Origin of the sequence: Psychrobacter sp. Arc29, assembly GCF_041431175.1 — a bacterium.
In the GTDB taxonomy this organism is placed as follows: domain Bacteria; phylum Pseudomonadota; class Gammaproteobacteria; order Pseudomonadales; family Moraxellaceae; genus Psychrobacter.
The window spans coordinates 95918-109991 of the sequence record NZ_JASMRR010000007.1; the positions used below are offsets into that span (position 1 = coordinate 95918).

Consider the following 14074-nt stretch of genomic DNA (forward strand, 5'->3'; position numbering starts at 1 on the left):
AACAGATATAACAGTATTGTTACAATAAAAAAGGGAGCAACACAGCTAATTTCATTTTTCTGCTGAAAACAAGTCATCAATAACTCTCAATCACCTGCATTAGCTCATATCTCAGCATATCGGCACTAGGCATACGCTCAGCGTGAAAACGAACGATGGCGATGCCTGCACTGGCAAGGGCTTTGTCTTTTTTATCATCAGCCTTTTGCCGTGCTTTACTACTATGTGTCCAGTCATCAAGCTCGATGGCAACTAGCGTGGTCTGAGCGTCAACATCCACGATCACATAATCAACGCTCTGACGACAAATACGATTGAACCAAAAGCTGCGCTCCGATGTCTCGTCACTATTGGCTTCAATGATTCGTGACAACTGAACTTGCACGAAGATATGATACTCCGGTAGCGCATTTTTTAATTTATTAAAAAATATGACCTCAGTGTCGGTCATGATTGGCATTGGGGCAAATGGCCAGATAGCCAGCTCATCACCGCGCACAGGCTTTGGTTCAGGCTCTGCGACTGGACGTTTCGCCAATAGCTTTGGTAACGTAATCAGCCCTAAAAACCCAACGGCCAAGATTAAAAATATAGCGCCAAATGACATGATATTACCTTATACAATATAACAAGTGACTGGCTAGCGCTCACAACTCTGAAGAGTCAACGACTGGCTGATCACCACAGGGCAACCTTTGTAGGCTGACAGGTTATACAAAAATGAGTAATGAAAATGGTGCTCATCGTAACCAAGCTTGCGCCAATCGGCAAACGATAAAACAAAAAACACGACAGCAGATGTCGTGTTTTAATCATTAAATAATAATTCAAGTCAGCACTAAAGAAAATATTTCATCTATCTACCCATCAATCTCTGACGACAGTTGCGAGTCTAAAGCTTAACGCCAGTAAAGTACCCAAGCACCGTTCGTATTGACGTTAGAATCACTATTGATCTTATCTTTTAGTGCCAATGCAGCGACTTTTCCACGTTCAGGACCGACAATAACGCGTACACCGCGACTGGTAGGGCTGGTCTTCACTTGATATCCAGCCTCTTTGAATTTTGTCGCTAACTGATCTGCTTTGGCCTGATTATCTGCGAGCGCTACTTGCACCCCAAAGCTGCCTTTCGCATCGGTTTCTTTCACTTCTTGACGAGCCTCACGAAGCTTTTGCTGAGCGTCTCGCTTAGCCTCAGCCGCTTTTTCGGCAGCAGCGGCTTCTCGCTCCAGACGTTGCACTTGATTACGCGATGGTATGGTAATGTTTTGACCTAGCTGTAATGAGGTCGATGGTGAAATGTTATTTGCTTGAGCCAAGACTTCGACAGGTATATTGTACTGTCTTGCAAGCTTAATCAGCCCATCGCCTTTTTTGACTTGATAATCAGAGGGCGATTTTGGTGGTTCATTTTTAGCCGCTTCAGCTGCCTCTCTCTTTTTTCCGGCCGCAGCTTGAGCGTCCGCTTGTCTTTTTGCTTCTGCTTCTTTTTTACTTTCTGCTAGTTTTTCAGCAGCGGCTTTTTCTTGTTTTGCTTTGGCCTGCTGCTGATCATCTTCCGCCTGCTTTTTTGCTTTTGCTTTGGCTTTGGCTTCATTCACTGCATCATCCGCGGCTTTGATCAATTTATCAGCATCTTGTACTTCTTTGCTTGTCACATTACTTTGCGTGTTGGTTGCATCTGCTGAATCGTCGGTCTTCTCACTCGTCGCAGCAATGTTTTGCACATACTGCTGACTTTCAGCGCGGGCTTTGGCCAACGCTTCTGCTTCAGCCACTTCTTGTTCTGTCAAAAACTCCTGTGCGCGCCTCTCCTGCTCGGCAACACGAGCAGCACGTTCTTTTTGCTTTTGCGCAAGGATACGTTTTTCTGTCTCGATGTCAGTCGTTAGCGGTTGCGGAGATTCTTGCTCGGTCGTTGGCTTCTCTATCATCGCTGATGTTGGCTGTGGCTGGTTGCTCTCGCCAATCTGCTGCACCATGGCGTATAACATCACGCTACCGCCTAGAATCATCCCAATGCCCAATAAGGCTTGTCTCGAAAAGTTCATCCGTTTACGTCTCTTAGTTGGTAATAAGGTTGATTGAGCGGCGCAGGGACTGTCTCACAGCAATATAGATAATTGCGCTAATAAGTACCTCGTACCGCCAGTTACTGCCATCAGTGTTCAAAATTCATGCAGACCCATTTATGCCAGTCTTGCAAATCATTTTGATTATAAAGCATATTTTTCGTGCTGTCTGCTATCAGGCAAGTACTAAGATTAACACTAAACAGGCGCCACATTAACTTAAATGATCATACGGCAAGTGCGGCAAGCGCCTCTCCAATCGTATGAAACGAACCGCATACGACAATCAGATCTTGTGGCTGACTATCATCTATTACCGCATACGTCGCTGCATGCAAGCTATCGAATTCATATATGTTGGCGCTATCCACATATTGAGTTAAGACGCCTTGTAGCTGCTCGGTACTCGCGGCACGAGGATAATCAATCTCAGCAATGAACCAATCACTAATCGGCAAGCCTGCTTGAGTCAGACGTTGTACCACTTTGTCGATATCTTTATCACCCAACATAGAGAACAACATTTTGAGTTTTGGAAGATCTCTACCAGCTTGGTTGCCGTGTTTACTCAAATGCTGCTGCCAAAATGGCAATAACTGCGCTAGTAAAAATTCCACGCCTTGCTCGTTGTGCGCCACATCAAACAACCAATGGCGATGATGGCTTTCGCGATAATCAAAGCGCCCTGCCAGTTTGACGGTTTGCAATGCCTGCTCGATGGCACTGATATCGACACTCAATGGACTTGCAAGTACCGCTGATAGTGCATTGGCAGTATTGGTCAAGGACAGCGCAGGACGTGGTAGTTGTAAGGTAACCGCTGCATTACTGTATTGCCAAATCATTGAGTCAATATCGCGGTAGCTAAAGTCTTGCCCAATTTGATAACAAGTCGCTTGCTCATTATCGATAGCGTGCTGCACGCTAGATGGCATCTCAGTAGCACCATAAATTAAAGAAATACCTTGGCGCAATATACCTGCTTTCTCGCGACCGATGTCCTCAACATTGTCACCTAGCCAGTCGACATGATCGATACCAATATTAGTAATCACTGCCATATCAGGATCAATAATATTGACCACATCTAACCGTCCGCCTAATCCGACTTCTAATACCCATACATCACAGTCTGCCTCAGCAAATATGAGCAATGCTGCCAGCGTTGTCATCTCAAAGAATGACAAGGTCAAATCGCACTCTAAACGTGCTGCTTCTACTTTGCTAAAAGCATCAATCAGCGTCTCATCGCTGACCATCTCGCCATTGATACGCACGCGCTCATTAAAGACACTCAGGTGTGGCGATTGATATAGTGCCGTCTTGTAACCTGCGGCTTTACACATTTCGGCGATGACAGCGGTCGTAGAGCCTTTACCGTTGGTGCCTGCCACAGTGAAGACATAAGCGTCATCTTTGGCTGACTGTACTACTCCTAGCGCTTCGGCAACAGGCAATACACGCGATAGTCCCATATCTATCGCAGACACATGTATTTGCTGCATATAATTTAGCCATTCGGTCAAGCTGGCCAAACCAACTTTGTCGTTAGGGCTACTAGAGTTGGACGCTACAAGATCAGACATGGATAAAACCTATATGAAATTTGATAAGAAATAGAAATATATGTGTTGGCTAAAACCAAAAATAGCATTTACCGTGCAATGACGATAAATGCTATTAGAGGGTCTTGCATATGTAGTAGATGTTAGCACGCTGCTAGGCGTTTATGCACTCAATAATTAACTCATGATACTGAGCCATACATCTTATTAAGCATCTACATTAGGTACGTGGCACAGTTTTGCGAGCAAACGATAGATGGTATCGATCAGTTGATGACGATGCACCACTTCATCTACGACGCCATGCTCTAACAAGAACTCTGCACGTTGGAACGGCTCTTCTAATGTCTCACGCACGGTCTGCTCGATTACACGCTTACCAGCGAAGCCAATCATCGCTTTTGGTTCTGCCAAATGGATATCACCTAGCATGGCCAATGATGCAGTCACACCGCCATAGACAGGGTTAGTCAATACCACGATATAAGGGATGCCAGCGATTCTCAAACGTTCAATCGCTGCCGCCGTGCGTGCCATTTGCATCAATGATAACAGACCTTCTTGCATACGCGCACCGCCAGAAGCAGCGAAGCACACTAACGGTACTTTTTGCTCAAGCGCTCTTTCAGCGGCTTGTACAAAACGGTCGCCAACCACTGAACCCATCGAGCCGCCCATAAAACGGAAATCAAACGCACAAGCGACAATATCAAGGTTACGCAGCTTGCCATACATGGCAACTAATGCTTCACTCTCGCCTGTCTTTTCTTGTGCTTCGCTCATACGCGCAGGATATGGCTTGCTATCCACAAAGCTCAGCGGATCTTTGGCAGTGAATTCTTGCCCTGTCTCGCCGTCTACTTGATCAAGCAACCAATTTAAGCGCTCACGAGCACTCATTGGTAAATGATGATCACAGTGCGGACATACGTAGCAGTTGAAAATCAGTGCGGTGTTGGTAATCACAGAATGACAATTGCTGCATTTGGTCGACGGTTCAGTCTCTACCGCGGTCAATTGCGCAGTTAATTGCTGCTTGATACCTGGTATAGGACGGTTAAACCATGACTGCCTATCCGCGTTGCTGTTTGGCTCGGCTTTAGCAGTATTATTATCGAGTTTTGTTGCTGTATCAGTCATATTATTTGCCATCATAAAAGGCTTATTGACAAGTTGGCTCATTCGCTTGTCATTGAGAGTTTAATGGTTGTCTAAACAAAGCGTCAAACCCAGTCATAACATGAGCAGTTATGCGACACGCTGATGTATCAATCTTACATGTCGATCATTTGGTTAGGTGCTTGTTGATAGATGATGTGCTTGTTGAGACTTTTTGGCAAATGCTTTTTGAAACTAGTCACTGACAAACCACGGCTATCAGACGCCATATAATAGTCATGTTAGTTTACACTCGTAAACTAAATTTAGCAAAGTCATTTAACGTCATCTTTCAGTAACGTTTTTGAGTCATTGCTTCCCGTTATCTAACTTCGCGATTCAAGGCCAACTACTCAAAATAACCCCTTCAAATCAACTATCGCCTTTATAACTATCACCTTTATCAAATCGCCTCAATGAGATACTTAAAACATCATGCAGCTGTTAGCTCAATAAAGGCAATGCTAGGATAATGAGTATTAAGCACTCAGACTGTCTAATGCTGCACGCAGCTCATCCATTTTTGCCATGATGTTTTGCTGAGCACTTGCTACCGCATCGGCATCATTGGCATCAATATCTGCAAAATTCTGTACCAATGCACTACCCACGATAACACCATCCGCATGAGTACCAATTGCTTTTGCAGAAGCGCCATCACGAATACCAAAGCCGACGCATACTGGCAAGTCTGTCTCTGCTTTGATTGCTTGGACTTGAGTTGCTACATCGTCTGTATCTAGCGTGGCTGAACCAGTCACGCCCTTTAGTGACACATAATAAATATAGCCGCCGCAATGAGTCAATACTTGCTCACGGCGCTCAGGCAACGTCGTTGGCGATAGCAAGAAAATCTCATTCATTGAATGGTCGGTTAAATGCTGAGTGAAACTACCCGCCTCTGCTGGTGGCAAATCTACCATCAATAAGCCATCCACGCCTGACTGCTCACATAGCGCCACAAAGTTGTCGTAGCCGATGATTTCAACAGGATTAAGATAGCCCATTAAAATAATTGGCGTCTGCGTATCTGTTTGACGGAACTCCGCGACCATTTTTAGTGCATCACGAGTACTTGTACCCGCTGCTAATGCGCGCTCACCAGCCAACGCAACCACAGGGCCATCTGCCATCGGGTCAGAGAATGGCAAGCCAACTTCGATCATATCTGCGCCGTGCTTGACCAAGTCGTGCAATAGACCGACGGTCGTTGCAGGATTAGGATCGCCTGCCATCACATAAGGAATCAGGGCTTTTTTATTTTGTGATTTCAGGGTTTCAAAAGTGCTTTCAATTCTGGTCATAATGTTCTCTTATAATTTTGTTAAATAAATTTTTAGCTTATATAAGTGTATTCTTACCAGCCAATATCCATTAAATTATCGTGGTTATCTTGCGACAAATATTTAATACCATCAGTTCTTTGCTTGTGAAAAGTATTCATAATATTTAGAATTTCACGCAAATCAATATAATACCGGCCATTCAAAACATTGTAATGCTCATATAACGTAAATTTTTTGTGAGCTAACAAGCCTTCAAGTCTTTTATCTTTATTTTTCATAGCTGCAACATGCTGTTTTTTATATATTATCGAAAAACCAATACCAGAATGACTACTTTGATTTAGATAAAACTTTTCAACATCATCAAAGCTTACTATCTGATCATGATGTAGCTTATCAATAAATATAAAGAAGCTAGATAGAAAGCTAATGCTATCTTCTTTAATAACCATGATTGGCACATGCTTCCAAGTCAACCGCTTTGCAACCCATGGATTTGGAACGACAAAACCTCTGTAGGTACGATGCAACCAATATATCATCAGGAATAAAAACAACATGGGGATAGTTAAAAAAGACCAAAGCCCAATAATACTTCTTAAAATTTCATCAATTGTCGTAACCGCATAACCTGTCGAAAACTCCCAAACGGCCATAAAGACATAAATCACTGACCATACAATGACAACTACAAAGAAACCATAACTCTGCCAAAAACTGACTGTTTCAGTAGGCACACCCACACTTATTGTGACTGGCGCTGTTAGCACCGTTTGATCTGGATATTTGCTCAACTGGCTAGGCTTACTCGGTATTAAGCGGTTCAAATTCATGGAGGTATACTATCAATAATTAAAAAATAGCTAGCAATATTGATAACCACTCTACTCTATAGAGTGGTTATCAATTAGCGTATTGAGATTTATGATACCTAATCGAATCAATACGCTGCTAAACTTTCTTATACAACCATCTAAACTACTCTATTCTTCCTACATCTCAATCCCTTCTGCCTTCATTACTGAATGCAGATCCTTATCCCCGCGACCGGACATATTAACGATAATCGTCTGATCAGGTGTCATGGTTTTAGCCAGTTTCAATGCATAAGCGACGGCATGAGCAGTCTCAAGCGCAGGGATGATGCCTTCTTTACGCGTGGACTCATGGAAGCCTTCTAGCGCCTCCAAATCGGTACAGCCAACATATTCAACGCGCTTCATGTCTTTCAAGAAGCTATGCTCTGGACCAACACCAGGATAGTCAAGACCGGCTGAGATAGAATGCGTCTCTTGGATTTGACCATCATCATCTGCCATTAGGTAGGTACGGTTACCATGTAGCACGCCGATACGACCAGCAGCCAATGGTGCTGAATGACGACCTGACTCGATACCATCGCCTGTTGCCTCGACGCCATACATCTTAACTTCAGTATCGTTTAGGAAGTCAAAGAACAAACCAATCGCGTTTGAACCACCACCGACACAGGCAACCAATGCATCAGGCATTTTGCCTGTTTTCTCTAAATGCTGAATGCGTGCTTCTTTGCCAATAATCGCTTGGAAATCACGAACCAATAGCGGGTAAGGATGCGGGCCTGCCACAGTACCGATAATGTAATAGGTGCTATCGACATTGGTCACCCAGTCACGCATCGCTTCGTTCATTGCGTCTTTTAGCGTACGTGAGCCAGAAGTGACTGGCACAACTGTCGCGCCAAGCAAGCGCATACGATAGACGTTCATTTTTTGACGCTCGACATCGTCAGCACCCATATAGACGATACACTCTAGCCCTAAGCGTGCCGCAATCGTTGCGGTCGCGACACCATGCTGTCCTGCGCCAGTCTCAGCGATGATACGTTTTTTGCCACACATCTTGGCAAGCAATGCCTGACCAATGGTGTTGTTTACTTTGTGCGCGCCAGTATGGTTCAGGTCTTCACGCTTAAAGTAAATTTGCGCACCGCCAATCTCATCGCTTAGTCGTTTGGCATGATACAGCGGCGTTGGGCGACCGACATAATTAACCAAATCGTTATGATACTCTTCCCAAAACGCTGGATCTGCTTTGACTTTGGTATAAAGCGTCTCAAGCTCTTCTAATGCCGCCATCAGCGTCTCAGAGACAAAGCGTCCACCATGTACGCCGAAATGTCCGCGTGCATCGGGGTATTGGTTAAAATCCTGTACGTTTTCAGGATTGGTAAAGGTGTTTACAGATTGTGCTGTAGTAGATAAATCTTTGTTCGCGACATGACTCATGATAATTCCTACTGTAATAAGTGGTATTTTTTAGAATAAATATAAAGAGAAAAATGAAATAAGATTGGAACAGAAAAATCGGAATAACGATCAAATAAGCTTATTATATATAGAAAATAACCTACGATAACAAACTTAAATGGCGTCAGTGACCGTAGCGTTTTGCCATCGGTCGCGCTTGACTGCTTTCATAAAGGCACGCATCTTGGCAGCGTCTTTTTTACCTTTATCAACCTCGATACCACCACTGACATCGACGCCGTAGATAGGCAGATTTGATGTCTCTGCGACATTTTGCGCATCAAGACCACCAGCCAATACAATTGGTAGCGCGCTGTCATGGGGAATGAGACTCCAGTCAAAACGCTGCCCTGTTCCGCCATATGCCGCTTGATGATACGCATCGAGCAAAATACTACTGGCACCTGCGTCAGCAAACTGTGCAATCTGAGCACGAACGCTATCGGGCGTGTCTTGCTCTGCATTAATACGCAATGCTTTGATCCATCGTTTATTGACTGTGCTTGCCAGCTGCTCGCATTGCTCAGGCGTTTCATCACCGTGAAACTGAATGATATCAAAAGGTACATCGTTTACTAATTTGACTAGCTCATCTTTAGGCATATTGACCACTAACGCTACCACGCTGACGAAAGCAGGCACGGCAGCGCTTAGAGTTTGTGCTTGCTCTATTGTGACCGCACGCGGACTTGGTGGATAAAACACCAAACCGACTGCGTCTGCACCTAACTGTGCCGCAGTCTGTATATCACTAAGCTGAGTAAATCCGCAAAACTTAACGTACATTTTGTGACCTTGGATTTTATATTCATAAATCTGATATCGATTATAGCGACATCAGATAGCGTCAGACTAAAGATAAATCGTGAGATATGATGAGAATTTGTTACGCAAACGGCAAAGCCATTGCATCCAAAAACTTATCCTAGCATACTTTTATGCTCAGTTTTGTTTATGATTGCGATTGATTAATATAGGGATACTTTGATGTCAAAGACTACTAACAACAATGGTAGTAATAATAAAAATAATGACAGTAGCGATAGCGACAGTCCGTTGCATTACTTGATGTGGTTTCGTCGAGATTTGCGCATTCATGATAATACTGCATTGGCAGCACTGTGCGAGCGGGCTAATGAAGACAATGCATCGGTATCCGCCATATTCTTTTTGACGCCTGAGCAGTGGCAACAGCATGACACCTCTCTTGTACAAGTCGACCATATTGCCCGTACGTTACCTATACTAGCAAGGGATTTGAAATCACAACTAAATATCACTTTAACGGTACAGGTCTGTCCAAGCTTTTCTGACTGTATAGATGCTCTGACGAGCTTATGCAAGGACAACGACATCAGCTGCGTCATGGCTAACCATGAATACGAAGGCAATGAGATTGATCGTGATGAGCAATTGAGCGAGCAGCTTGCAAAAGACGATATCGAGTTTGTCCGCTGGCATGACCAATGTATCTTACCACCGCTGAGTATCACGACAAATGACGGCGATAGTATGTATAAAGTCTTCACGCCATTCTATAAAAAATGGCGGCATACGCTAGACGTTAGCACCATTCAAATGCATTACGCACCAGCAGCCGACTGCGATGATAAAATCGATCTGAAGTCATCGAAAAATAGTGCCAATACAGTTGACGACATCAAAGCCCTCAGTGAAGAAATGCTTGGTGATTATCAAAAGACGTTACAAAAAGAGAATTCGTTAAAGCATATCGATATGAAAGCCCAACTTACAGCCGCAAGGGATGCCTATCCTGCAGGTGAATCTGCTGCTTGCCAGCGTTTAGATGAGTTTGTCGATGATGAAATCAATGATTATGATGTCAGCCGTGATGTGCCGCACCTGCATGCTACCAGTCAGCTATCCGCTTATCTCGCTATAGGCACCATCAGCCCTCGGCTCTGCTATCTACAAGCCAGCAAAGTACAAGAAAAGCTACACGGTAATGATGGCGATAATGAAGATATTGACCGCTGGATAAGCGAGCTTGCTTGGCGAGATTTTTATCGTCATGTACTGGTCGATAAGCCAAACCTGATTCGCCATAAAGCGTATAAAGAGGACACTGACACCAAAGTGAGTTGGTCATACGATGAAGAGGATTTTGAATCATGGTGTACGGGCAAAACAGGCGTACCATTGGTCGATGCTGCAATGCGCTGTCTGAACGCTACTGGATTTATGCACAATCGACTGCGTATGGTCACAGCGATGTTTCTGACCAAAGACTTGTTGATTGATTGGCGCTTGGGTGAGCGCTACTTTATGCAGCAGCTCATCGATGGGGATTTTGCTTCCAACAATGGCGGATGGCAATGGAGTGCGTCAACAGGCACTGACTCAGCGCCCTACTTCCGTATTATGAACCCCTTTAGCCAAGGCAGCACTCATGATAAAAAAGCGATATTTATCAAAACATGGCTACCAGAACTAAAAGATATCCCCGCGAGTACCTTGCATAGTGAGGACAAAATGCGTAAAGCATTGGCGAAGGATGGAGAGTTTGCCGATGTTGATTATCCTAAGCCGATGGTCGAGCATAAATCAGCACGTAAGCTCGCCATTGCCGAATTTAAAAAAGAGTAAATTAGCTATTAGTGGCTGCAGGCAACTGACACGCACCTGCACCCTGCGTGTTGACCGTCACGACAGCACCCGTTAAAGCAAACAGCTGCTGCAATTGCGTTTGAGCATTTTGCAGCGCCATATTCATGACATCTCCTCGGCAGGCACGCTCTAACACTTCTTTTTTTGCCATCGTTTGTGCTTGCGCCAATATCTTAGGATCGACTTGCATCATGCCAAAGGCGCCTGTCTGCCAATCATAAATCTCGATATCATCTAAATATACTGAAAATATCTCTGTGGGCGGTAAGGTGATATTGATTTGTGGCATGGCTGAGACAGGTGCATTATTCGCTGCTTGCTCATCCTCTGCATCAGTCATAGTCTGAGTAGGCTGAATGACCTGCACCATCTCAGGCGTCAGTGCACTCAAATCAACCCCTGCTTCGACGCGACCATGAGCGATGAACAGCGCTTTTTGTTCATCTTGCCACAACTTCATCCAACTCCCCGGACGCTCACTCGTAATCACCGTATCGACGCTGAATGCGACGGTATATAGTCTGTTTAGTTGCTGAATTTGTGTGACCACGCCTTCTCGATTAATGGTTTCTATCGGTTCTTCTTCTGTGATTTTTTGCGCGCTATATATAGCAAAAACGATGGCTGCTAAGCCAATGAGTAATATTACCCAAGACATCGTGGCAATAGGCTGCTTCGCTGGCTTGTGGGTGCCATTGGTATTATTCATATCAGGACTACTCATAGAAGTTACCTTTATAAGAGTGCATCATTTTTCAGATGACCAATAGTTTTATGCAATTAAAACAACTGCTTAACCCATAAATATGACTATTGTGCAGTAAATTCAAGTAATGGCTACCAATCTTCTACATAATAAGTAAACTAAGCCATCTCTAAAGTTTACATTGCCTTTAGCTTAAAAGCTTATAAACAACTCAATTATTCGAGTCTCATCTCAGCCTTTGTATAACGTTCGGTCTGAAAAGACAAAAAGTCATTGCGTCTTAGGCGAACTTTACCTAACATAGTCAGATTGTATGTATAAAATGTCAGTCTTTTAGCATTATCAGGCTTTTGCCCTGAATATATTGCATTTCGGCATGTTCATACCTCAAATCAAATTTGCCTCTCTTGTTTACTCTTATAAGAGTGGTTCTTACTGATGTGCTTTTTTATACCAGCATGTGAGTAACTAGGAAATACCCTAGAATATTGCTAAGTGATAAAGGTAAGCTTGCGGCGGCAATGAAACGATTAGCCATACGCTCAACATCCTACTATTTCTTATTTTTTTATCGTTGATAAGGTTACGCTTTATTTATGAAAGCCAGTCAATTTTTATTTGCCACACTAAAAGAAACCCCAAGTGATGCCGACATCGCCTCAAGCCAATTGATGGTGCGTGCTGGTCTTATCCGCAAGATCGCTTCTGGATTGTATATTTGGTTGCCCATGGGTCTGCGTATTTTGCAAAAGGTTGAGCGCATCGTTCGTGAAGAGATGCAAAACATCGGCGCGCAAGAATTGCTGATGCCGATGACGCAGCCTGCTGAACTATGGCAGACCAGCGGACGCTTTGAAGACTATGGCCCTGAGCTACTGCGCTTCAAAGACCGTCATGATCGTGACTTTGTGCTGGGTCCAACGCATGAAGAAGTGATCACCAATCTGGCAAAAGGCGAGCTACGTAGTTATAAGCAACTACCGATTACTTTCTTTCAGATTCAAAGCAAGTTCCGTGACGAGATTCGTCCACGCTTTGGTGTGATGCGCGCACGCGAATTCACCATGAAAGATGCTTACTCGTTTCATATCGATCAAGCCTCACTAGCTGAGACCTATCGAGATATGTACGACGCCTATACTCGCATCTTTAGCCGTTTGGGTTTTGACTTTCGCGCAGTACAAGCGGATTCGGGCTCTATCGGCGGCTTTGCCTCACATGAGTTTCATGTTTTGGCAGACAGTGGCGAAGATGACATTGCCTTCTCCACCATCTCTGACTATGCAGCCAATATTGAGCTTGCTGAAGCCATCAGCACGGGGGAGCGTCAGCCTGCGACCCAAGAACTGACCAACGTTGATACCGTTAATATGCCAACCTGCGAAGCAGTTGCTGAGCATTTAGACATTCCACTTGCCACTACCGTGAAAACTTTGATTGTTAAAGGTCATACGCCAGAAGGCGAAGAGCAGTTGGTTGCGCTGGTACTGCGCGGTGATCATACGCTCAACGACATCAAAGCTGAAAAAATCGAAGAAGTAAATACGCCGCTGACTATGGCGAGTGAAGAAGAGCTGAAAGCCGCGGGACTGCTCAAAGGCTATATCGGTGTCGATCTAGATATCCCTGTGTTTGTCGATCGCGCAGCGGCTATTCTCTCTGACTTTGTCGCTGGTGCCAACGAAGTCAACAAGCACACAACGGGAGTCAATTGGGATCGTGACGCGCACATCACGCGCATCGTTGATATCCGCAACGTGCTCGAAGGCGACGCCTCACCTGATGGTCAGGGAACCCTACAAATCAAACGCGGTATCGAAGTCGGTCATATCTTCCAGTTGGGCGATAAGTACTCACAAGCACTTGGCTGCAGCGTCTCAGGCGAAGCTGGCAAGCCGGTAACCTTGATGATGGGCTGCTATGGTATCGGCGTCAGCCGCATCATCGCTGCTGCCATCGAGCAAAACCATGATGATAACGGTATCATGTGGCCACAAACACCTGATGTAAAAGACTCGCTTGCGCCTTTTGAAGTGGCTATCGTACCGATGAAGTCAAAAGAAGAGACGGTCATGCAGACTGCCACTGAGCTTTATGAGACGCTAAAAGCCAAAGGCGTCAACATCCTACTGGACGATCGTAACGAACGCCCAGGAGTGAAGTTTGCTGATTTAGAATTGATTGGTATTCCGCACCGCATCGTCGTGTCTGATCGCAATATCGCTGAAGACAAGTACGAATATGTCAATCGCCGTGACGGTGAAAAAGAGCTGCTCAGCCGTGACGAGTTAATGGCAAAACTTGGCTGTGAGTAAATCGCAGTCCAAGCATATAGTGTCAGTGAATTGAACGTCAGATATGTTTGATT

General features: G+C 44.6%; 11 protein-coding genes. 2 read left to right on the forward strand and 9 right to left on the reverse strand.

What is annotated here, in order from left to right; genetic code table 11:
• Positions 1-76 precede the first annotated feature (76 nt).
• From QO189_RS10610 to QO189_RS10645, 8 genes are all read right to left on the reverse strand, one after another.
• Positions 77-607 (reverse strand): DUF2726 domain-containing protein, encoded by a 531-nt coding sequence (locus QO189_RS10610; protein WP_371532694.1) that lies wholly within the window; start codon positions 605-607, stop codon positions 77-79.
• A gap of 292 nt (positions 608-899) precedes the next feature.
• Positions 900-2054, reverse strand: coding sequence for a LysM peptidoglycan-binding domain-containing protein (locus QO189_RS10615; RefSeq protein WP_371532695.1), 1155 nt, complete (start codon positions 2052-2054; stop codon positions 900-902).
• 248 nt (positions 2055-2302) lie between these two features.
• Positions 2303-3661: a folylpolyglutamate synthase/dihydrofolate synthase family protein gene (locus QO189_RS10620; RefSeq protein ID WP_371532696.1), complete on the reverse strand. Its 1359-nt coding sequence runs from the start codon at positions 3659-3661 to the stop codon at positions 2303-2305.
• Positions 3662-3847: 186 nt separating this feature from the next.
• The gene (gene accD / locus QO189_RS10625) at positions 3848-4792 is read right to left on the reverse strand and encodes an acetyl-CoA carboxylase, carboxyltransferase subunit beta (protein WP_178379272.1); all 945 of its coding nucleotides are present in this window, start codon (positions 4790-4792) and stop codon (positions 3848-3850) included.
• Between the two features lie 485 nt (positions 4793-5277).
• A complete protein-coding gene (trpA, locus tag QO189_RS10630) occupies positions 5278-6102 on the reverse strand; it encodes a tryptophan synthase subunit alpha (RefSeq protein WP_371532697.1) in 825 nt (274 codons plus the stop codon).
• Between the two features lie 53 nt (positions 6103-6155).
• Positions 6156-6917, reverse strand: coding sequence for a hypothetical protein (locus QO189_RS10635; RefSeq protein WP_371532698.1), 762 nt, complete (start codon positions 6915-6917; stop codon positions 6156-6158).
• Positions 6918-7076: 159 nt separating this feature from the next.
• Positions 7077-8351, reverse strand: a complete 1275-nt coding sequence (gene trpB / locus QO189_RS10640; RefSeq protein WP_371532699.1) for a tryptophan synthase subunit beta — start codon at positions 8349-8351, stop codon at positions 7077-7079.
• A gap of 135 nt (positions 8352-8486) precedes the next feature.
• Positions 8487-9158: a phosphoribosylanthranilate isomerase gene (locus QO189_RS10645; protein WP_371532700.1), complete on the reverse strand. Its 672-nt coding sequence runs from the start codon at positions 9156-9158 to the stop codon at positions 8487-8489.
• Between the two features lie 201 nt (positions 9159-9359).
• On the opposite strand from QO189_RS10645, the gene QO189_RS10650 reads away from it, so the two are divergent.
• A complete protein-coding gene (locus QO189_RS10650) occupies positions 9360-10979 on the forward strand; it encodes a deoxyribodipyrimidine photo-lyase (RefSeq protein ID WP_371532701.1) in 1620 nt (539 codons plus the stop codon).
• 1 nt (position 10980) lies between these two features.
• Here QO189_RS10650 and QO189_RS10655 read toward each other — a convergent pair whose 3' ends face one another.
• A complete protein-coding gene (locus QO189_RS10655; RefSeq protein ID WP_371532702.1) occupies positions 10981-11724 on the reverse strand; it encodes a DUF4230 domain-containing protein in 744 nt (247 codons plus the stop codon).
• Positions 11725-12302: 578 nt separating this feature from the next.
• Here QO189_RS10655 and QO189_RS10660 point away from each other — a divergent pair.
• Positions 12303-14021 carry a proline--tRNA ligase gene (locus QO189_RS10660; protein ID WP_371532703.1) on the forward strand — a complete coding sequence of 573 codons (1719 nt, stop codon included), beginning with the start codon at positions 12303-12305 and terminating at the stop codon, positions 14019-14021.
• Positions 14022-14074 lie beyond the last annotated feature (53 nt).

Coding starts and splice junctions, on each gene's coding strand:
- QO189_RS10615 (WP_371532695.1), bottom strand. CDS start 2,054: ATGAACTTTTCGAGACAAGCCTTATTGGGCATTGGGATGATTCTAGGC.
- QO189_RS10660 (WP_371532703.1), top strand. CDS start 12,303: ATGAAAGCCAGTCAATTTTTATTTGCCACACTAAAAGAAACCCCAAGT.
- trpB (WP_371532699.1), bottom strand. CDS start 8,351: ATGAGTCATGTCGCGAACAAAGATTTATCTACTACAGCACAATCTGTA.
- accD (WP_178379272.1), bottom strand. CDS start 4,792: ATGGCAAATAATATGACTGATACAGCAACAAAACTCGATAATAATACT.
- QO189_RS10655 (WP_371532702.1), bottom strand. CDS start 11,724: ATGAGTAGTCCTGATATGAATAATACCAATGGCACCCACAAGCCAGCG.
- QO189_RS10650 (WP_371532701.1), top strand. CDS start 9,360: ATGTCAAAGACTACTAACAACAATGGTAGTAATAATAAAAATAATGAC.
- QO189_RS10645 (WP_371532700.1), bottom strand. CDS start 9,158: ATGTACGTTAAGTTTTGCGGATTTACTCAGCTTAGTGATATACAGACT.
- QO189_RS10610 (WP_371532694.1), bottom strand. CDS start 607: ATGTCATTTGGCGCTATATTTTTAATCTTGGCCGTTGGGTTTTTAGGG.
- trpA (WP_371532697.1), bottom strand. CDS start 6,102: ATGACCAGAATTGAAAGCACTTTTGAAACCCTGAAATCACAAAATAAA.
- QO189_RS10635 (WP_371532698.1), bottom strand. CDS start 6,917: ATGAATTTGAACCGCTTAATACCGAGTAAGCCTAGCCAGTTGAGCAAA.
- QO189_RS10620 (WP_371532696.1), bottom strand. CDS start 3,661: ATGTCTGATCTTGTAGCGTCCAACTCTAGTAGCCCTAACGACAAAGTT.